This is a genomic window from Pantoea sp. AG1095, from assembly GCF_003208415.1.
Taxonomy (GTDB): Bacteria; Pseudomonadota; Gammaproteobacteria; order Enterobacterales; family Enterobacteriaceae; genus Pantoea; species Pantoea leporis.
Map to the genome: position 1 here is coordinate 245,123 of NZ_QKMJ01000001.1, position 19,037 is coordinate 264,159.

The window sequence follows — 19,037 nt, forward strand, 5'->3', positions numbered from 1 at the left end:
AAATGGGGGAGGAAGATGCTGCCATATGTTCGTTCTGAAGCTGCATGTGGCAGCGTCTCCTTCCCCCATTCATGGGGGAAGGCCGGGATGGGGGACAGCGTGCACATCCAAACCACAGCGAGCACATTCAAGCCACAGCGAGCACAAACTAAACCCTGCCTGCTAACCCCTCAATCCGCGCTATCGCTGCCAGCAAGCGCGCTTCGGTCACCGTTTCGGCCATGTTCTCCATATCCGGCGCATGCACCGATTCGCTCACAATCAGCGCCAGCTCACTCTCATCCAGCGCGGCAATCTCGCTCAGCGTCAGCGGCACGCCGCAATCGCGCGCCAGGCGCATCTCATCCAGCACTTCCTCATCGGCGCGGTTCTCCAGCGCCAGCAAACAGAGATTGCCAAAGCCGACCAGCAAGCCGTGCCCAAACTCGCGGGTTTTATCGCAGAAGGTAAAGCCTTCATAAATCGCGTGCGAAGCCGCCGCGTGTGCGCCGTTGCTCATCAGCGAGGTTAATCCTGCCCAGGTGAAGATCGCATCCAGCACCTGATCGAGCGACGCGCTGCTCTCACCACGCAGCACTGCGGCATAGGCTGCTGGTCCATGTTCACCAATCACGTCATAACAGATCTGGCTGTGCGCCAGTGACGAGAGCGCATTGCCCTCGCGTGCCGGATGACGTGCACTGACCGCGCGGAACTCGTACCACTTCGCCAGCGTATCGCCCAATCCGGCGGCCAGCCAGCGGGCGGGCGCTTTAGCCAGCAGCTCGCTGTCAATGATCACCGCCGCCGGTGCCTGCGGCAGCGGGAAGATGTCGAAGAAATTGCCGTTATCGTCATAGCGAATACTCAGCGGCGTCACCGCGGAACAGGTGGCGGCGATGGTTGGCAGCGTGATCACCGGCACGCCAATCTGTGCGCCTACCGCTTTCACCGTATCCAGCGATTTACCGCCGCCCACGCCAATCAGCACCTCGGCGTGCAGTTCGCTGGCCATCGCCGCCAGACGATTGATCTGATTGATCGAGGTTTCGCCGCCAAACCACTCCTGCGCCAGCAGCGTGACGTTGGCCGCCAGCAGCTGCGCGCGAACCTGCGCTTCTACTGCCTGCAACGCCTGATGGCCGCCAATCAGCAGCGCACGCTGTCCCAGTCCGGCGCAGATCGCGCCTAATTGGTTGATCACGCCCGCACCGCGCAGCACGCGCGCCGGGAAAACCAGATTCTGTTGTGTCATCACTTGTTCTCTGTGTAACGGACGCCGGGCAACACGCACAGCATCTCATAAAGGATATTGGCCGCCAGCTGCGAGGTCATACCGCTGATGTCGTACGGCGGCGAGACTTCCACCAGATCGCCGCCCACCAGATTGAGTCCACGACAGCCGCGCACGATCTCCAGCCCTTGCATCGAGGTTAAACCGCCCACTTCCGGCGTGCCGGTGCCGGGTGCCCACGCGGGATCGAAACTGTCGATGTCGTAAGAGAGATAGACCGGGCCGTCGCCGATACGCGCGCGCACCTCGGCCATCAGCGGCGTCATGGAGCGATACCAGCACTGCTCGGCGGGCACCAGATGGAAGCCCTGATCGACGCCCCACTGAAAATCATCGGCGGCATAGCCTTGCGCACGTTGCCCGATTTGCACCACGCGCTGGCAGTCGAGCAGGCCCTCTTCCACCGCGCGGCGGAACGTGGTGCCATGCGCGATCTTCTCGCCAAACATCTCGTCGTTGGTGTCGGTGTGGGCATCAATGTGAATCAGCCCCATCGGCCCATGCTTCTTCGCCAGCGCGCGCAAAATCGGCAGCGTCAGCGTGTGATCGCCGCCCAGCGTTAACGGGATAATCGGCCAGTTATTCAGCTCGGTATAATAGTTTTCAATGATATCGACTGATTTCAGCAGGCTGTAAGTGTTGATCGGCACATCACCGAGATCGCCGACGCGCAGCGAATCAAAGGGCGCGGCGCCGGTGGCCATGTTGTAGGGTCGGATCATGACTGAATCGGCGCGGATGGCGCGTGGGCCATAGCGCGTACCGCTGCGCTGCGAGGTGCCGATATCCAGCGGAATGCCGACGAACGCCACATCCAAATCGGCTGGTGATTCAGCGGCGGGTAAACGCATCATGGTGCCGCGTCCGGCGAAACGGGGCATTTCGTTGCCGCCTTGCGGCTGGGGGAAATCGGTCATCACACACTCCTTCAGTCAGGTGAAACCCATCATTACCCAGCCCGCGCGCCGGAAAAATCCTTGACAGCCGATAATCACTTCAGAGATTACTTAACTTTAGTCAGCAATCTCTGAAGGAAAATCGGTGCAGACGCTTCCCAATCTTAAACTGCTGCAGGTGTTCGCCAGCGTGGTGGAAAATCAGGGCTATTCGCGCGCGCAGCAGGCGCTGAACATGACCACGCCGGCCATCAGCGCCTACATGAGCGAGCTCGAGAGCCAGCTCGGTTTTATCCTCTGTCAGCGCGGGCGCGGCGGCTTTACCCTGACCAGCAAAGGCGAGCAGTTCTATCGCTACAGTCAGGAGATGCTGGCGACGCTGGCGGGTTGGCAGGAGCAGGTTGAGACGCTGAAAAGCGCGCAGGGCGGCACTTTCTCGCTTGGCGTGGTGGACGCCACCGTCACCGATAGCACGCTGGATCTGCCTGCCGCTATCGCCCGCTTTAACCAGCGCTTTCCGGCGGTGTTCTTTAATCTGAGCGTGCGCGATCCCAATGAGTTGCAGCAGCAGTTGCTGGAGGATCGGCTCGATTTGGCGATTGGGCACTTTCCGCTGCGCGCCAGCAATCTGGTGACCATTCCGCTTTACGAAGAACAGCATTGGCTCTATTGCAGCCCGCAACATCCGCTGGCTGAGGGCCATCCGGATGTGCGCACCGTGCAGCAAACCGGCATGGTGACGCGGCGTTACTGGAATCAGCAGGAGCTGAACAAGCGCGGCTTCCGCCAGAGCAACGCTTCAGTGGAGAGCATCGAAGCGCAGCTGACGCTGATTCTCTCTGGCCGCTTCATTGGCTATTTGCCCGAACACTACGCGCGCAGCGGGGAACTGCAGGGCACGTTGCGTCGCCTGCTGCCGCACCATTTCCACTTCCGCGCGCCTTTCTCTTTTGCGTTCCGCCGTGGGCGCGCGCGTGAAACCTTAATCCGCGCGATGCGTGAAATTCTGAATCCAGCGCGAAAAAATAGCAGCGAAAGCTGACGCTGCGCCAATACTGTGTAAAAATACAGGCCAATTCAGCAAACAGTAACGAAAATGGCCCTGACAGCAGCGATAAAAAGCCAGATTGCGCAATGGTATAAGGCGCTGCAGCAGCAGGTTCCTGACTTTATCCCGCGCGCGCCGCAGCGCCAGATGATTGCCGAAGTGGCGAAAAGTCTGGCCGGTGACGAAGGTCGTCATCTGGCGATTGAAGCGCCCACCGGCGTCGGCAAAACTCTCTCTTATTTGATTCCCGGTATTGCGGTGAGCCGCGCCGAGGAGAAGCGGCTGGTGATCAGCACCGCCAACGTGGCGTTGCAGGACCAGATCTTCAGCAAGGATCTGCCGCTGCTGAAGAAAATCATCCCCGATCTCACTTTTACTGCCGCCTTTGGCCGTGGACGCTATGTTTGTCCGCGCAACCTTGCGGCGCTGGCGGCGACCGAAGATCAGCAGGGCGATTTGCTGCTCTATCTGGATGAAGAGGCAGTCACCGGCTCGAAAGAGGAGCAGAAATTCTGCGCCAAGCTAGAGAAGCAGCTCAGTAGCTACCGCTGGGATGGCTTGCGCGATCACACCGATGTCAACATTGAGGACAGCTTGTGGCAACGCCTCTCCACCGACAAAGCCAACTGCCTTGGCCATCACTGCCGCTGGTATCGTGAATGCCCGTTCTTTGTCGCGCGTCGCGAAATTGAGCAGGCGGATGTGGTGGTCGCCAACCATGCGTTGGTGATGGCGGCGATGGAGAATGAATCGGTGCTGCCACCGGCGAAAAACCTGATGCTGGTGCTGGACGAAGGCCATCATCTGCCGGAAGTGGCGCGCGATGCGCTGGAGATGAGCGCGGAGATCACGCCCGGCTGGAGCAGTTTGCAGCTCGATCTGTTTGTGCGGCTGGTGGAAACCATCATGGCGCAGTTCCGCCCAAAATCGCCGCCGCCGCTCACCAACCCGGAGCGCCTGAAAGGTCACTGCGATGAAATGCGCGAGCTGCTGCAGATCCTGTGCGATGCGCTCAATCCACTGCTGCCGGGCCATAATCAGCCGGGCGAGTTCCGCTTTGTTCTGGGTGAATTGCCGGAAGAGCTACTGAGCCTGTGCGCGCGGCTGTTCAAGCTGAGTGACGCGCTGCGCGGCTTAAGCGAAGGCCTGCTCAACGAGTTGGGCGAGCAAACCGGGAAAGCCGATATCATGCGGCTGCATAAAGCTATCATTCAGCTCAATCGCCACTTCGGCTGGTTCGAGTCGATTAGCAAATTGTGGCGGCTGGCGGCGATGGAGAAAGCTTCCAATGCGCCGGTGTCGAAGTGGATTACGCGTGAGATCCGTGAAGGCCAGGCGCATCTGCTGTTCCACTGCGCGGGCATTCGCGTGAGTGATCAGCTGGAAAAAATCCTGTGGCGCAAAATCCCGCATGTGGTGGTGACCTCGGCCACTTTGCGCTCGCTCAACAGCTTCAACCGTTTGCAGGAAATGTCCGGCCTGAGTGAGAAAGCCGGCGACCGCTTTGTGGCACTGGATTCACCGTTTAACCATATCGACCAGGGCAAGCTGGTGATTCCGCAGATGCAGTTTGAGCCGCAGATGGCGCAGGAAGCGGAGCACATTGCCGAGATGGCGCGCTTTTTCCGCCAGCAGATCGCCGAAGAGAAGCACAAAGGGGTGCTGGTGCTGTTCGCCAGCGGCCGCGCGATGCAGCAGTTTGTCGCACATATTCCTGATCTGCGCCTGTCGATGCTGGTGCAGGGCGATCAGCCGCGTTCGCGCCTGGTGGCGCTGCATCGTGAACGCGTCGAAGCCGGTAAAATCAGTATTCTGGTCGGGCTGCAATCGTTCGCCGAAGGGCTGGATTTGAAAGGCGATCTGCTGTCGCAGGTGCATATCCATAAAATCGCTTTTCCACCGGTGGACAGTCCGGTAATTTTGACCGAGGGCGAATGGCTGAAGAGCCTGAAACGCTATCCGTTCGAAGTGCAGAGCTTGCCGAGCGCCTCCTTTACCTTGATTCAGCAGGTAGGACGTTTGATTCGCAGCCACAGCTGCTTTGGCGAAATCGTGATTTACGATCGCCGCCTGCTCAACAAAGCCTATGGCAGCCGACTGCTGGCCGCGCTACCGGTGTTCCCGATTGAGCAACCGCCGATGCCGGAAGCCAGCAGTGACAAGACGAAAAAACGTCGCAGTAAGAAAATCTAACGATCAATTTTTGGCAGCCGCACGACGGCGCGCCCTGGAAGCGGGAATGCCTGATGGAACTGAATAAAATTATTAAAGAGATTGGGCGCGGTAAAAATCACGCGCGCGATATCGATTTCGCCACCGCGCAGGCGCTCTACAGCGCGATGCTGGCCGGTGACGTGCCGGAGCTGGAGCTGGGTGGCGTGCTGATTGCGCTGCGCATCAAGGGCGAAGGCGAAGAGGAGATGCGCGGTTTTTATCACGCGATGCAGCAGCAGATGATGCAGTTGCAGGGACCCGCTCATCGTCCCATGCCGATTGTCATTCCCAGCTACAACGGCGCGCGTCGTCAGGGCAATCTGACGCCGCTGCTGGCGCTGCTGCTGGTGAAGCTGGGCTTCCCGGTGCTGCTGCACGGCGTCAGCGACGATCCTACGCGCATCACCACCGAAGCGGTGCTGGCAGCGCTGGACATCGCGCCTGTCACCTCCGCCGCACAGGCGCAGGCGAAGCTGGATAACGGCGAACTGGCGTTTATCACCATCGACCATCTGTGTGCGCCAATGGCGCAGCAGCTGTCGCTGCGCTGGCGCATGGGCGTGCGTAACAGCGCACATACGCTGGCGAAACTGGCGACGCCGTTTGCCGAACGTGCTGCGCTGCGCCTGGCCAGCGTCTCGCATCCGGAATATGTGCCGCGCGTGGGGAAATTCTTCCAGGATATCGATGCACCGGCGATTCTGCTGAACGGGACCGAAGGCGAGGTGTATGCCAATCCGCAGCGCTGCCCGGCGATTAACTACATTCGTGGCGCGGGTGCAGAAGCGGAAGTGTGGGTTGAGCGCCAGCCGGAAGTCAGTGTGGAACTGCCGGAAAGCAAAAGCGCACAGGACACCGCCGCGTGGATCAATCAGGTATTAGCCGGGGAACGCGCGGTGCCGCAGGCGCTGCGTTTGCAGCTGGCGTGTTGTTTGATGGCGACCGGTGAATCGGCTAGCCTGGCGGATGCAGAAGTGAAGTTACAGTTGGCGGGGATATGAAGAATAAAGCCATTGAATTAAGCGCCTCATTTACAGCGCACACAAGCTGTAGCGGCGCGATTAATCGCGCTGTTCAATGGCGGCAATGTCGCCATCCAGCGATTGCGCAATAAATTGCGCCGCGACGGCACGAGCAAGCATCCGCCATTCCTGGCGACCGCCCTCACGCTTTCGCCAGCACGCGCTCTACCAACTGCTGCCAGAAGGTAATACCAATCGGCAGCAGCTCATCATTAAAGTCGTAATTGGCGTTATGCAGCGGTGCGGACGGCGTTGCGCCATCGGCACCCAGCCAGAAATAGGCGCCGGGGCAGGCTTGCAGCATGCATGCAAAATCTTCCGAAGCCATTGAAGGGTTCACCTGCCAGTGAACCTGCGCCTCGCCAAGCACATCAACCGCCACCGCACGTACCTGTTCGGCTTGATCTGCATGGTTGGCGGTGACCGGATAACCGGGATACCAGTGAATCTCCCCGCTGACGCCAAACGGGCGCGGCAACGTCGTGACAAAATCCTCAATCAGACCGCGCACGCGATTACGCACGTCGGTCTGCAAACATCGCACCGTGCCGCGCAACACAATCTGCTCAGGAATGACGTTAATCGCTTCGCCGCCGTGAATCTGCGTCACGCTCACCACCGCCGAAGCCAGTGGCGACAGACGACGCGACGGAATGGTTTGCAGCGCCAGAATCAGCTCAGCAGCAACCACCATGGGATCGGCCCCGCTTTCCGGCATCGCCGCATGGCAGCTTTTACCGTGCAGCGTAATTTCGAACGAGTCGAGTGATGCCATCATCGCATCCGGATTCACCGCCAGCGTGCCCACCGGCATGCCCGGCCAGTTGTGCATGGCGTAAACCGCATCCATCGGGAAGCGCTGGAACAGACCTTCTTCCACCATCTTGCGTGCGCCACCGAGATTCTCTTCGGCGGGCTGGAAGATGAAGTGAATAGTGCCGCTGAAGTTACGCGTAGCCGCCAGCTGACAAGCCGCCGCCAGCAGAATCGAAGTGTGACCATCGTGACCGCAGGCATGCATAACGCCGGCTGTTTGCGACTTCCACTGCGGCGCGCCTTTTTCGGTGATCGGCAGCGCATCCATATCGGCGCGCAGACCAATAACCGGTCCGGGACCGTTCTCTAAGGTGCCGATTACGCCGGTGCCCGCTAAGCCACGAAACACCTGTAATCCGGCCTCGGTGAGGACCTGTGCGACGAGCTCGCTGGTCTGCTGCTCCTGGTAACCCAGCTCAGGATGTTGGTGTAACTGACGACGCCAGTTGAGGGCGTTTTCCAGCAGTGCAGCAGGCAGGCTCATAAGGTAAGACTCTCCATTAGCAGCGTGAGCTGCAAAATAATGTATTTACTGTAGTGGCAAGCGTATGGCGGCGTCTATCGCGGAACGGAATAATTTGGCTATAGGGTATAGCGGAATGGAATATAGTAAACGGGCTGGTAAGCGCCTTCCCCCGCTTGCGGAAGAAGGTTGGGATGAGGGGAAAGCTGCACAATGTTGAAAGGTGCGCGCTGTCCCTCACCCTAACCCTCTCCCGCAGGCGGGAGAGGGGATTGATAGGCGGGCGCGGGTTGGACGTTATTTCTGCATCGGCAGGTTGAGACCGTGCTCCTGCGCGCAGCTTTGCGCTAATTCGTAACCCGCATCCGCGTGACGCATTACGCCGGTGGCCGGATCGTTCCACAGCACGCGGCCCAGACGCGCATCGGCTTCTTTGCTGCCGTCACACACAATCACCACGCCGGAGTGCTGCGAGAAGCCCATGCCGACGCCGCCGCCATGATGCAGACTCACCCAGGTCGCGCCGCCTGCGGTGTTCAGCAGGGCATTGAGCAGCGGCCAATCGGATACCGCATCCGAGCCGTCTTTCATCGCTTCGGTTTCACGGTTCGGTGACGCCACGGAACCGCAATCCAGATGGTCGCGACCGATGACGATCGGCGCTTTCAGCTCGCCGTTACGCACCATTTCGTTGAACGCCAGCGCCGCTTTGTGGCGCTCGCCGAGACCCAGCCAGCAGATACGCGCCGGTAAGCCCTGGAAGGCGATACGCTCCTGCGCCATGTCGAGCCAGCGGTGCAGATTCTGGTGATCCGGGAACAGCTCTTTCAGCTTGGCATCGGTTTTGTAGATATCTTCCGCATCACCTGACAGCGCCACCCAGCGGAACGGGCCTTTGCCTTCGCAGAACAGCGGACGAATATAGGCCGGCACAAAACCCGGGAAATCGAAGGCATTTTTCACGCCCTCATCCAGCGCCACCTGACGGATGTTATTGCCGTAATCCACGGTCGGCACGCCCATGTGATGGAAATCCAGCATCGCCTGCACATGTACCGCCATTGAGGCGCGCGCGGCTTTCTCCACCGCTTTCGGGTTGCTGACACGCTCGGCTTCCCAGCGCGCCAGATCCCAACCGACCGGCAGATACCCGTTAATCGGATCGTGTGCTGAGGTCTGATCGGTGACGATGTCCGGCTTCATGCCGCCCGCTTTGGCACGTTTCACCAGCTCCGGCACGATTTCAGCGGCGTTGCCCAGCAGACCAACAGAAATGGCACGCTTCTCTTTGTTGGCCTGATCAATCAGCGCCAGTGCTTCGTCCAGCGTATAGGCTTTGTGGTCGACGTAGCGGGTGCGGATACGGAAATCAATGCGAGATTCCTGGCACTCAATCGCCAGCACGCTGGCACCGGCCAACACACCCGCCAGCGGTTGTGCGCCGCCCATGCCGCCCAAACCGGCGGTGAGGATCCAGCGGCCGCTGAGATCGCTGTCGTAATGCTGACGACCCGCTTCAGCGAAGGTTTCGAAGGTACCTTGCACGATGCCCTGCGCACCGATGTAGATCCACGAACCGGCGGTCATCTGGCCGTACATCATCAGGCCTTTTTGATCCAGCTCGTGGAAGTGATCCCAGTTGGCCCAATGCGGCACCAGATTCGAGTTAGCCAGCAGCACGCGCGGCGCATCGGCATGCGTACGGAACACGCCCACCGGTTTACCGGACTGGATGAGCAGCGTCTCTTCCGGCTGCAGGGCGCGCAGCGAACGCAGGATCTGCTCAAAGCACTCCCAGTTACGCGCGGCTTTACCGATGCCGCCGTACACCACCAGATCTTCCGGGCGCTCTGCCACGTCAGGATCGAGGTTGTTCTGGATCATGCGGTAAGCCGCCTCAATCAACCAGTTGGCGCAGTGCAATTCATTACCGCGCGGCGCACGGATTTCACGGGCTACAGCCTGAGTCAAAGTTTCGCTCATCATCGATTCCTTAATTAACAGTCTTACGCTGGCTTGGCAGCAGCGCGGTAAGGGATTCAGGCCATGCAGGTGCGCTGGCCCACAGACGCATGGATTCGATATCCGGCGCCAGTAAACGGTCGTGATCGAGGAAGGCCACCTTCTCGCGAATGCGGCTCATCTCTTGTTCCAGCGTCGGCGAGCTTTGCAGCGGACGATGGAAATCAATGCCTTGTGCCGCAGCCATCGCCTCAATGCCGACCACAGCGGCGGTGTTGAAGCACATGCTGCCGAGGCGGCGGGCCGCGTAGGTCGCCATCGAGACGTGATCTTCCTGGTTAGCGGAGGTTGGCAGGCTGTCAACGCTGCCCGGATGCGCCAGCGATTTGTTCTCAGACGCCAGCGCTGCAGCAGTGACCTGCGCAATCATAAAGCCGGAGTTAACGCCGCCATCATTGACGAGGAACGGCGGTAAACCGGAAAGGCCGGTATCCAGCAGCAGCGCCAGACGACGCTCGGAGATCGCGCCGATTTCGGCAATCGCCAGCGCCAGAATATCGGCGGCGAAGGCCACTGGCTCGGCGTGGAAGTTACCGCCGGAAATCACATCGCCACTGTCGCTGAACACCAGCGGATTATCGGAGGCGGCGTTGGCTTCAATCTGCAACACGCGCGCGGCGTGCGACAGGTTATCGAGGCAGGCGCCCATCACCTGTGGCACGCAGCGAATCGAGTAGGGATCCTGCACGCGGCCGCAGTTAGTATGCGAGCCGAGGATTTCACTGCCTGATAATAAAGAGGAGACGGCGGCGGCAACGTTGATCTGTCCCACCTGGCCGCGCGCTTCGTGGATCCGCGCATCGTAAGGTTTCACCGAGCCTTTAATCGCTTCCAGCGACAGTGCGCCGGCCATCAGGCCCGCCGCGAACAGGTTTTCCGCTTCGAACAGCCCGCGCAGCGCCAGCGCATTCGAAACCTGCGTGCCGTTGAGCAGCGCCAGACCTTCTTTGGGGCCCAGCACAATCGGCTGCAGGCCAACGCGCGCTAAGCCTTCGGTCGCGGGGATTAACTCGCCATCGACGCGTACCTGACCTTCGCCCAGCAGCATCAGGGAAAGATGTGCCAGCGGGGCCAGATCGCCTGACGCGCCCACCGAACCTTTCTCCGGGATGCACGGCATTACACCGGCGTTGAACAGCGCCAGCAGCGCTTCAATCAGTTCGATACGCACGCCAGAGTGACCGCGCGCCAGGCTGATAATTTTGGTCGCGACCACCAGACGCGCCACGTTGTCTGGCAGCAAATCGCCGAGGCCAACGCTGTGCGACAGCACCAGATTGCGCTGCAGCTCGGCCAGCCGCGCCGAAGGGATCTGCGTCTGCGCCAGCTTGCCGAAACCGGTGTTGATGCCGTACACCACGTTGCCGGATGCGACGATGGCATCGACGGTTTCATGGGCACGCGCAATCGCTGCGCGCGCGTCATCGGCCAACGTGAGCGTTACCTTGCTTTGATAGATGGTGCGCAAGGTAGCGAGGTCCACTTCACCGGGAACGAGGCGAATTTCCTGAACCGAACCTGACATAGTCTACTCCTGTCTATACAAGTGATCTGGCATGAATGGGACGCCGGTATTTTGCGATGTGGCTGTCCGATTTGCCGTGGATTGCGATGAGTGAAGCATAAGTGTCTAATCTTGTCTATACAAGTAGCAAGCGCTATGCCAGATTGTTCTTGTTCTGTGAAATACGACGCAATGCGCGTTATGCAGTGTAAACGCAGCGTGATTGCACCGGAGCAGGGCGTAAGCTGCACCAATGCTGGGCACCTTGCACAATTAGATGTATATACATTTACGGGCTGAGACAGTAAACTTTGGGCATTATTCTTTAAAGGAACAGGAAATGGCGGAGCAAACAGCAGTAGCACAGCTGGCTGCGGCGATGGGCGATGAGCCTGCGCCGATTTACCAGCGGGTGAAGCAGGCGATCGTCAGCCAAATCCGCGAAGGTCACTGGAAAGCCAACCAGCGCGTGCCGTCTGAGAGTGAACTGGTGAACGAGCTGGGCGTCAGTCGTATGACCATTAACCGCGCGCTGCGTGAACTCACCAGCGAGGGTTTTCTGGTGCGCATGCAGGGCGTGGGCACCTTTGTCGCGGAGATGAAGGGCTACACCGCGATGCTGGAAGTGCACAACATCGCCGATGAGATCGCGCAGCGTGGCCATCGTCACAGCTGCAAGATTTTGTCGATTGGGCAGATGAAGGCCGATCCGGAACAGGCGGCGGTGCTGGGATTATCCACCGGGCAAACGCTGTTCCATTCGCTGATTGTGCATTACGAAAACGATCTGCCGGTACAGCTGGAGGATCGCTTGGTCAATCCGCTGGTGGCACCGGATTATCTCAGCCAGGATTATCATCAGCTGACGCCGTACACCTATTTGATGCGCGTTGCGCCGCTGACCGCCGGTGAGCATATTGTGGAAGCGGTGCTGCCGGATCTGCGCCAGCGTAAGCATCTGGCGCTGGATGAACATGAGCCGTGCCTGCTGATTCGTCGTCAGACGTGGAGCGACAACAAGATTGTGACCTACGCGCGCCTGTTGTATCCGGGATCGCGCTATAAGTTGCTGGGGCGCTTTAGAGGTCACGGCTAAGTGTGACAAATAACAGTCTGGCATCCGACGTTTGCGGTGCCAGATGTAGCTTTTCATCCAGCCACCAGATCCCCTGATTCACTTCCAGCATCTCCCCAGCCGATGTTTGCCATTCTCCCGCCAACACCCACGCCACGCCGTTTTCACTGCTGGCCGTTTTTTGCTCAACGGTAACCTGAGAACGCCAGTTGTCGCGGCGCGTCATGATATTAAAATCCTCACAGCTGCCGCGAATGCGGGCCTCAATCGCCCATTCACCGGGAAACGGCCAAGGTCGATGCGGCTGTAAAAAGTGTTCCCCGTGATCGCCGCGCAACAGCACGCTATCGCCGTGCAGCAGGGTAATCACGCGATCGATGCCGGGAAAAGGTGAAAACGGCCCGTCGGCGGAGATGGTAGCGATGCTGGCGCGCCAGGCAAACTGCGCGTCGCCCGGCGGATAGCTGACGATTTCTCGTGTTTCACCGCCGCCGTTGCGCCAGCGGCTGACCGGAAGCTGGTCGTAGGCAAAACGGGTGCTCATTGTAACGCCCTCATCGCCCCGGCAACGTTCGCTGCTGCACGCTCTTCTGCCGCATGATGGCCTTCGCTGATTACCTGCTTGCCCGCCACAAACACGTCGCGGATCTGTTCGCGCTGGCCGCCAAACAGCCAGCGGTTCAACAGCGCTGTGCTGCTAACGCTGCTGAGGAACGCGTCTTCTGCCAGCACCAGCCAGTCGCCACGTTTGCCTATCGCCAGTTCACCCGCCGGCAAACCACACGCCTGCGCGCCGCCCTGTGCGGCTTGCTGCCACAGCAGATCGCCTACGGAAGGTTGATTGGGCAAGGTGATGCGGTTGCGACGACGATCGCGCAGTCGCTGGCCGTACTCCAGCCAGCGCAGCTCTTCCAATGCGCTAAGCGACACGTGGCTGTCGGAGCCAATGCCCCAGCGGCCGCCGCGCGCGATGTACTCCACCGCTGGGAAAATGCCGTCGCCGAGGTTGGCTTCCGTGGTCGGACACAATCCCGCTACCGCGCCGCTTGCCGCCATGCGCTGAATTTCGTCGTCATCAAGATGAGTGGCGTGAATCAAGCACCAGCGCTGATCGACCGCGAAGCGGTTGAGCAGCCACGCCACCGGACGCTCACCGCTCCACGCCAGGCTGTCGTTAACCTCTTTCTCCTGCTCGGCGACGTGAATGTGCACCGGCACATCCTGCGGGCAGGCGGCTAATACTTCGTGCATCTGCGCTTCATTTACCGCGCGCAGCGAATGGAAGCAGATGCCATGATTAAGCAGCGGCTTATCCGCGCTCCAGCTCGCCACGCGCTGCTGCTGTTGCAGATAGGCGTCGGTTTGCTGAATGAAACGGCGCTGGCCGTCGCTGGCCGGTTGCGAACCAAAACCGCTGTAGCTGTAGAGCACCGGCAGCAAGGTTTGACCGATGCCGGCGGTCTCCGCTGCCGCCATCAGTGCCAGCTGCATGGCATCATCGGCGTAGGGTTTGCCGTGCGCATCGTGGTGCAAATAGTGGAATTCCGCCACCTGGCTGTAGCCGCCTTTCAGCATGTCGATGTAGAGATGCGTGGCGATAGCGCCAACCTGCTCGGGCGACAGGCGCTGCACCATGCGATACATCAGATCGCGCCATGTCCAGAAGCTGTCCTGCGGATCGCCCGCCACTTCAGCCAATCCCGCCATCGCGCGCTGGAAGGCGTGTGAATGCAGATTCGCTATCGCCGGAATCACCGGTCCGGCAAGACGCGTGGCATCGCCGGGCTCGCTGTTGGGCGCGAGTTGGGTGATCTGTCCGGCTGCGTTGGTGGTAATCAGCACGCGCTCATGCCAGCCGTCGGCCAGCAGTGCGCGTGGGGCAAAATAGGTTGTCATGGTTGATCCTGCATGGCGGAAAGTTGTATATACATATACATACTTTGAAGCGCAGTGTAAATCGCCGAACGCGAAGGGGAGTGGGATGGCAGAAACAGAGCAGATCGACAGCCTGTGGCTGGGGGCCGACATCGTTACGATGCGTGACGGGCACTACAATCTGATTGCCGACGGTGCGCTGGCGGTCGATCAGGGAAAACTGATTTGGGTGGGGCCACGCAGCGAATGCCCGGCTTTTGCCGCGCGCGAACAGCACCAATTTTCCGGCGGCATCATCACGCCCGGTCTGGTGGATTGCCATACGCATCTGGTGTTTGGCGGCGATCGCAGCCAGGAGTTTGAGCAGCGCCTTAATGGTGTGAGCTATGCAAAAATCGCTGCACAGGGCGGCGGCATTCTCTCCACGGTGCGCGCCACCCGCGCGGCCTCGCAGCAAGAGCTGGTGGCAAGTGCGCGCTGGCGGCTGGATCGTCTGCTGGCGGAAGGCGTCACCACGGTAGAGATTAAATCCGGTTACGGTCTCGATGAAGCCAGCGAACTGACCATGCTGCGCGCCATTCGTGAGTTGGCGGAAACGGTGCCTGCCGATGTGCAGGCCACTTGCTTAGCCGCGCACGGTTTCCCGCCGGAGTTTAAAGACAATCCGCAAGGCTGGATCGATATCATCTGCCAGCGCCTGTTACCGCAGGTGAAAGCAGAAGGGTTGGCGGATGCGGTGGATGCGTTTTGCGAGCATTTGGCCTTTTCTCCTGAGCAAGTTCGCACGGTCTTTGATGCCGCCAAAGCATTGGGCATGCCGGTGAAACTGCACGCCGAGCAGCTTTCGGCGCTGGGCGGCGCGGCGCTGGCGGCCAGTTACGGTGCGCTCTCCGCCGATCATCTGGAGTACGCCACCGCAGCGGATGCGCAAGCGATGGCGCAGCACGGCACCGTGGCGGTGTTGCTGCCAGGCGCGTTTTATCTGTTGCGTGAAACCCAGCGTCCGCCGGTAGCACTGTTCCGTGAACACGGCGTAGCGATGGCGCTGGCCAGCGATGCCAATCCGGGCACCTCACCGGCGCTTTCGCTGCGACTGATGTTGAACATGGGCTGCACGCTGTTTGGTTTGACGCCGGAAGAGGCGTTAGCGGGCGTGACCTTGTGGGGCGCCAAAGCGCTGGGATTACAGCACTCGCACGGTTCGCTGGAAGCGGGCAAGGTGGCGAATTTTGTTCACTGGCCGCTGGCGCGTCCGGCTGAGCTGGTTTACTGGCTGGGCGGCGAGTTGCCGTGCCAGGTTATTTATCGTGGAGAAGCGCAATGACACCTTTTCATTTCACCGCCGGTAAGATTCCGCTGCTGGTCAGCATTCCTCACGCTGGCACGCAGTTAACGCCGGAAGTGGACGCCGGCCTGAGTGACGCAGCGCGCGGCCTGCCGGATACCGATTGGCACTTGCCGCTGCTGTACGATTTTGTGCGCGATCTCGGCGCCAGCGTGTTAATTGGTCACTATTCACGTTTTGTTATTGACCTTAATCGCCCGGCGGATAATCAGCCGCTCTACACCACGGCGACCACCGGCTTGTATCCGGAAACCCTGTTCGACGGCAGCCCCACCTTTGCACCGGGTAAAACGCCGAGCGCCGAGGTGCGCCAGGGTTATCTGGACACGATTTGGCAGCCTTATCATCAGCAGCTGCAGCAGGAGCTGGCGCGCCTGAAAGCTGAACATGGTTACGCATTGCTGTTTGATGCGCACTCGATCGCCTCGGTGATCCCGCGGCTGTTTGAGGGGCGTTTACCGGATCTCAACATCGGTACCAATGATGGCGCCAGCTGTTCAACGGCGGTGATCAACGCGATCAAACAGGTGTGTCATGCGCAAAATGATTACAGCTGGATCGCGAACGGACGCTTTAAAGGCGGCTATATTACCCGCGCCTACGGCCAACCGGATCAAGGCGTGCAGGCGGTGCAGCTGGAGCTGGCGCAGCTCAATTATATGGATGAAACCCCGCCGTTTGCCTGGCAGCAGGATCGCGCAGCGCAGCTGCAGAAGGTACTGAAACCGCTGATGCAGGCGTTTCTAGACGCCGGTAAATCGAACTAAATCCCCGCACCTATTCGTAGCGGCGCAATTTATTGCACGTTATTCAGATTGGCAATGTGGTCGCCATTCATACGCGCGATTAATCGCGCCGCTACGATTCGTGATCCTGCACCACCACAATGCACACCTTGCCTCCTCGCGGTGCAATATTACGTCCATCGCGTGACCATCTCCCTGAATTTGCGGCTTTGCCGATTTGGCATAGTGCTTGCTAGGTTGTATGTACAAGTAAAGACCGCGCAGCGATTATTAATTTTTATACTGGCTGGCTCACAAAAAGCTTATGCCGACAATGATCTGCCGCACGCTAACTTGTATATACATGAAAGGTCATCTGCAAATATTGCATAAGCAGAGACTGCCAAATTCGATTAATAGCCAGGAGATGCCGCATGACGCACCGCGCCCCGATTCGCCGTTTTTGCCTCACGACCCTGTTTGCCAGCCTGATGATCAGCGGCATTGCCGTCCAGGCGAAAGAGTGGAAATCGATCACCATCGCTACCGAAGGCAGCTATGAACCCTGGAACCTGACACTGCCGGGCGGCAAGTTGGGCGGCTTTGAACCGGAACTGATGGAAGACCTGTGCAAGCGCATGGGCATTCAGTGCAAGCTGGTGGTGCAGAACTGGGACGGCATGATCGCCGGCCTCAACGCCGGAAAATATGACGTGATCATGGATGCGATTGTCATCACGCCAGAGCGCAAAAAAGTGGTTAACTTCACCACGCCATACGCTTCAACGCCCGCCACCTTTATTACCACTAAAGACAATCCGCTGCTGGCGGCCGATCACAACATCATCAAGCTGCATGACGACGAGAAAGCGATCAACGCGGCAATTGCCCCACTGAAAGCGGCGCTGAAGGGCAAAACCATTGGTATCGCCTCCGGCACGGTTTACACGCCCTTTATCGACAAGTACTTCAAAGGCGATACCGAGGTACGCGAATACACCTCTTCGGCGGATGCGATGCTCGATCTGCAATCCGGTCGTATCGATGCGGTGTTCGATGACGTGACCTTTGCGCAATCAATGCTGGCGCGCAAAGAGAACAACAATCTGGTCTTCAGCGGCCCACAGCTCGGCGGTCCAATTTGGGGCGAGGGCGAAGCAATGGGCGTGCGCATGGCGGATAACGATCTGAAAGCCAGGCTGGATGAGGCGATCCATGCCGCGCTGGCTGACGGCACGGTGAAAAAGCTCAGTGAGAAGTGGTTTAAAACTGACGTAACTCCGTAAGTGAGGTGAAAGATGATGAGCCTGCTGAGTTTTGGTGCTGATGGTTGGGGCCGCCTGATCCTGAGCGCCGCCTGCACCACGCTGCTGCTGTCGCTGGTGGCGCTGATGATTGGTGCGGTGGTCGGTTCCGGTGTGGCGGCCGCCAAATTATCGCCTCAGCGCTGGCTGCGCTGGTTGGGTGAAGGCTATTCGGTGGTGTTTCGCGGCATCCCGGAACTGCTGGTGATCTACCTGTTCTATTTTGGTGGATCCGGCCTGATTACGCTGGTTGGGCAGATGTTCGGCGCAGATGGCTTTATCGAAGCGCCGCCGTTCCTGATTGGGGCGCTGGCCATCGGGCTCATCTCGGGTTCGTATCAGGGTGAAGTGTATCGCGCGGCGCGTCTGGCGCTGGCCAAAGGCGAAGTGGAAGCGGCGGTGGCGATTGGCATGCCGCGCTGGCGCATCGCGCAACGCATTCTGCTGCCGCAGGTGGTGCGTTACGCGCTGCCGGGCATGTCGAACGTGTGGCAGATGAGCCTGAAAGACTCGGCGCTGGTGTCGGTCACTGGCATCGTCGAGCTGATGCGCGCCAGCCAGGTCGCGGCGGGATCCACGCGCGATTACTTCACGTTTTATCTGGTTGGCGCTGCCTGTTATCTGGTGCTGACGCTGGTGTCTAATCATGCGTTTCGTCGGGCAGAGTCGCGCCTTGGTCGCGCGTGGCAAAGTCGCACTGCGGCGCAGCATTAAGGAGCAGCAGCATGATCGACTTCGCTTTTCTCTCGGATACCTTCCTCAAACTGAGCGCCGCGCTGCCGGTGACGCTTGGCCTGTTTATCAGCGCCTTTCTCTGCGGCGGCATATTGGCGATTGGCATTTTGTCACTGCGCATGAGCCGCTGGCGGGTGCTGAGCGGCTTCGCACGCGGCTACATTCTGGTGTTTCGCGGCTCGCCGCTGATGATTCAGCTGTTTCTCATCTATTACGGTCTTGGCCAGTTTGGCGTCATCCGCCACAGCTTCGTCTGGCCGTTCCTGCGCGAGCCATTTATCTGCGCGGTACTGGCGCTGTCACTCTGTACGGCAGCTTACACCGCTGAGATTTTGCGTGGAGCGCTGCTCGCCGTGCCGGCTGGACAAGTGGAAGCCGGTCTCGCCTGCGGCATGTCACGCTGGCTGCTGCTGCGCCGCATTATCGTGCCGATCATGCTGCGCTATGCGTTGCCGGCGTACTCCACCGAAGCGATTTTGCTGGTGAAATCCACCGCGCTCGCCAGCCTCGTCACCGTGTGGGACGTGACTGGCGTGGCGCAGCAGATCATTCAGCGTACCTATCGCACCATGGAAGTGTTTGTCTGTGCGGCGGCGATCTACCTGATTCTCAACTTTATTATCGTCCAGCTGTACGCGCTGTTAGAGCGCCGTCTGACCCCGGCGCATCGTGTCGCAAAAAAGCCGATGCCCGCCGTTAAACCGCTTGCCGGAGAGTAAT

General features: G+C 59.5%; 16 protein-coding genes. 9 read left to right on the plus strand and 7 right to left on the minus strand.

What is annotated here, in order from left to right:
- Positions 1 to 148 precede the first annotated feature (148 nt).
- Together DEU53_RS01220 and speB are read right to left on the minus strand one after the other, a co-directional pair.
- Positions 149 to 1,234: an iron-containing alcohol dehydrogenase family protein gene (locus DEU53_RS01220; protein ID WP_110865795.1), complete on the minus strand. Its 1,086-nt coding sequence runs from the start codon at positions 1,232 to 1,234 to the stop codon at positions 149 to 151.
- Positions 1,234 to 2,190: an agmatinase gene (speB, locus tag DEU53_RS01225; RefSeq protein WP_101763135.1), complete on the minus strand. Its 957-nt coding sequence runs from the start codon at positions 2,188 to 2,190 to the stop codon at positions 1,234 to 1,236. The genes DEU53_RS01220 and speB overlap by 1 nt, the downstream gene beginning before the upstream one ends.
- 124 nt (positions 2,191 to 2,314) lie before the next feature.
- Between speB and DEU53_RS01230 the strand changes: the two genes are divergently transcribed.
- From DEU53_RS01230 to ybiB, 3 genes are read left to right on the plus strand one after another with little or no spacing between them, the layout of a single operon-like run.
- Entirely contained in the window at positions 2,315 to 3,211 is an 897-nt protein-coding gene (locus tag DEU53_RS01230) for a LysR family transcriptional regulator (protein ID WP_101763134.1), read from the plus strand.
- A gap of 54 nt (positions 3,212 to 3,265) precedes the next feature.
- Positions 3,266 to 5,410, plus strand: coding sequence for an ATP-dependent DNA helicase DinG (gene dinG / locus DEU53_RS01235; protein WP_101763133.1), 2,145 nt, complete (start codon positions 3,266 to 3,268; stop codon positions 5,408 to 5,410).
- 53 nt (positions 5,411 to 5,463) lie between these two features.
- Positions 5,464 to 6,432, plus strand: coding sequence for a DNA-binding protein YbiB (gene ybiB, locus DEU53_RS01240; protein ID WP_110865796.1), 969 nt, complete (start codon positions 5,464 to 5,466; stop codon positions 6,430 to 6,432).
- A gap of 163 nt (positions 6,433 to 6,595) precedes the next feature.
- Here ybiB and DEU53_RS01245 read toward each other — a convergent pair whose 3' ends face one another.
- The 3 genes from DEU53_RS01245 to hutH form a co-directional block, all read right to left on the minus strand.
- Entirely contained in the window at positions 6,596 to 7,753 is a 1,158-nt protein-coding gene (locus DEU53_RS01245; RefSeq protein WP_110865797.1) for a M20 aminoacylase family protein, read from the minus strand.
- Positions 7,754 to 8,029: 276 nt separating this feature from the next.
- Positions 8,030 to 9,715, minus strand: coding sequence for a urocanate hydratase (gene hutU, locus DEU53_RS01250; RefSeq protein ID WP_110865798.1), 1,686 nt, complete (start codon positions 9,713 to 9,715; stop codon positions 8,030 to 8,032).
- A gap of 10 nt (positions 9,716 to 9,725) precedes the next feature.
- Positions 9,726 to 11,279 (minus strand): histidine ammonia-lyase, encoded by a 1,554-nt coding sequence (gene hutH / locus DEU53_RS01255; RefSeq protein ID WP_110865799.1) that lies wholly within the window; start codon positions 11,277 to 11,279, stop codon positions 9,726 to 9,728.
- A gap of 319 nt (positions 11,280 to 11,598) precedes the next feature.
- Here hutH and hutC point away from each other — a divergent pair, with 319 nt between their 5' ends.
- On the plus strand, positions 11,599 to 12,354 hold the full coding sequence (gene hutC / locus DEU53_RS01260; protein WP_008102577.1) for a histidine utilization repressor: 756 nt from the start codon (positions 11,599 to 11,601) through the stop codon (positions 12,352 to 12,354).
- Here hutC and DEU53_RS01265 read toward each other — a convergent pair.
- Together DEU53_RS01265 and DEU53_RS01270 are read right to left on the minus strand one after the other, a co-directional pair.
- Positions 12,338 to 12,877: a HutD family protein gene (locus DEU53_RS01265; RefSeq protein ID WP_110865800.1), complete on the minus strand. Its 540-nt coding sequence runs from the start codon at positions 12,875 to 12,877 to the stop codon at positions 12,338 to 12,340. The two genes, hutC and DEU53_RS01265, sit on opposite strands and share 17 nt — an antisense overlap.
- On the minus strand, positions 12,874 to 14,229 hold the full coding sequence (locus DEU53_RS01270) for a formimidoylglutamate deiminase (protein WP_110865801.1): 1,356 nt from the start codon (positions 14,227 to 14,229) through the stop codon (positions 12,874 to 12,876). The genes DEU53_RS01265 and DEU53_RS01270 overlap by 4 nt, the downstream gene beginning before the upstream one ends.
- A gap of 85 nt (positions 14,230 to 14,314) precedes the next feature.
- Between DEU53_RS01270 and hutI the strand changes: the two genes are divergently transcribed.
- The 5 genes from hutI to DEU53_RS01295 all read left to right on the plus strand — a co-directional run bounded on the left by hutI (position 14,315) and on the right by DEU53_RS01295 (position 19,036).
- Positions 14,315 to 15,532 (plus strand): imidazolonepropionase, encoded by a 1,218-nt coding sequence (hutI, locus tag DEU53_RS01275; protein ID WP_110865802.1) that lies wholly within the window; start codon positions 14,315 to 14,317, stop codon positions 15,530 to 15,532.
- Positions 15,529 to 16,320, plus strand: a complete 792-nt coding sequence (gene hutG, locus DEU53_RS01280; RefSeq protein WP_110865803.1) for an N-formylglutamate deformylase — start codon at positions 15,529 to 15,531, stop codon at positions 16,318 to 16,320. Before hutI ends, hutG begins: the two co-directional genes overlap by 4 nt.
- A gap of 392 nt (positions 16,321 to 16,712) precedes the next feature.
- The gene (locus DEU53_RS01285) at positions 16,713 to 17,564 is read left to right on the plus strand and encodes a transporter substrate-binding domain-containing protein (RefSeq protein WP_110865804.1); all 852 of its coding nucleotides are present in this window, start codon (positions 16,713 to 16,715) and stop codon (positions 17,562 to 17,564) included.
- Positions 17,565 to 17,576: 12 nt separating this feature from the next.
- Positions 17,577 to 18,296, plus strand: a complete 720-nt coding sequence (locus DEU53_RS01290) for an ABC transporter permease (protein ID WP_101761023.1) — start codon at positions 17,577 to 17,579, stop codon at positions 18,294 to 18,296.
- Positions 18,297 to 18,307: 11 nt separating this feature from the next.
- Positions 18,308 to 19,036: an ABC transporter permease gene (locus tag DEU53_RS01295; protein WP_110865805.1), complete on the plus strand. Its 729-nt coding sequence runs from the start codon at positions 18,308 to 18,310 to the stop codon at positions 19,034 to 19,036.
- Position 19,037 lies beyond the last annotated feature (1 nt).

Bases quoted from the DNA above. Each gene is read 5' to 3' on its own strand.
- hutC (WP_008102577.1), top strand. From the start codon at position 11,599: ATGGCGGAGCAAACAGCAGTAGCACAGCTGGCTGCGGCGATGGGCGAT.
- DEU53_RS01220 (WP_110865795.1), bottom strand. From the start codon at position 1,234: ATGACACAACAGAATCTGGTTTTCCCGGCGCGCGTGCTGCGCGGTGCG.
- DEU53_RS01245 (WP_110865797.1), bottom strand. From the start codon at position 7,753: ATGAGCCTGCCTGCTGCACTGCTGGAAAACGCCCTCAACTGGCGTCGT.
- hutG (WP_110865803.1), top strand. From the start codon at position 15,529: ATGACACCTTTTCATTTCACCGCCGGTAAGATTCCGCTGCTGGTCAGC.
- hutI (WP_110865802.1), top strand. From the start codon at position 14,315: ATGGCAGAAACAGAGCAGATCGACAGCCTGTGGCTGGGGGCCGACATC.
- ybiB (WP_110865796.1), top strand. From the start codon at position 5,464: ATGGAACTGAATAAAATTATTAAAGAGATTGGGCGCGGTAAAAATCAC.
- DEU53_RS01295 (WP_110865805.1), top strand. From the start codon at position 18,308: ATGATCGACTTCGCTTTTCTCTCGGATACCTTCCTCAAACTGAGCGCC.
- dinG (WP_101763133.1), top strand. From the start codon at position 3,266: ATGGCCCTGACAGCAGCGATAAAAAGCCAGATTGCGCAATGGTATAAG.
- DEU53_RS01285 (WP_110865804.1), top strand. From the start codon at position 16,713: ATGACGCACCGCGCCCCGATTCGCCGTTTTTGCCTCACGACCCTGTTT.
- DEU53_RS01270 (WP_110865801.1), bottom strand. From the start codon at position 14,229: ATGACAACCTATTTTGCCCCACGCGCACTGCTGGCCGACGGCTGGCAT.
- speB (WP_101763135.1), bottom strand. From the start codon at position 2,190: ATGACCGATTTCCCCCAGCCGCAAGGCGGCAACGAAATGCCCCGTTTC.
- DEU53_RS01290 (WP_101761023.1), top strand. From the start codon at position 17,577: ATGATGAGCCTGCTGAGTTTTGGTGCTGATGGTTGGGGCCGCCTGATC.
- hutU (WP_110865798.1), bottom strand. From the start codon at position 9,715: ATGAGCGAAACTTTGACTCAGGCTGTAGCCCGTGAAATCCGTGCGCCG.
- hutH (WP_110865799.1), bottom strand. From the start codon at position 11,279: ATGTCAGGTTCGGTTCAGGAAATTCGCCTCGTTCCCGGTGAAGTGGAC.
- DEU53_RS01265 (WP_110865800.1), bottom strand. From the start codon at position 12,877: ATGAGCACCCGTTTTGCCTACGACCAGCTTCCGGTCAGCCGCTGGCGC.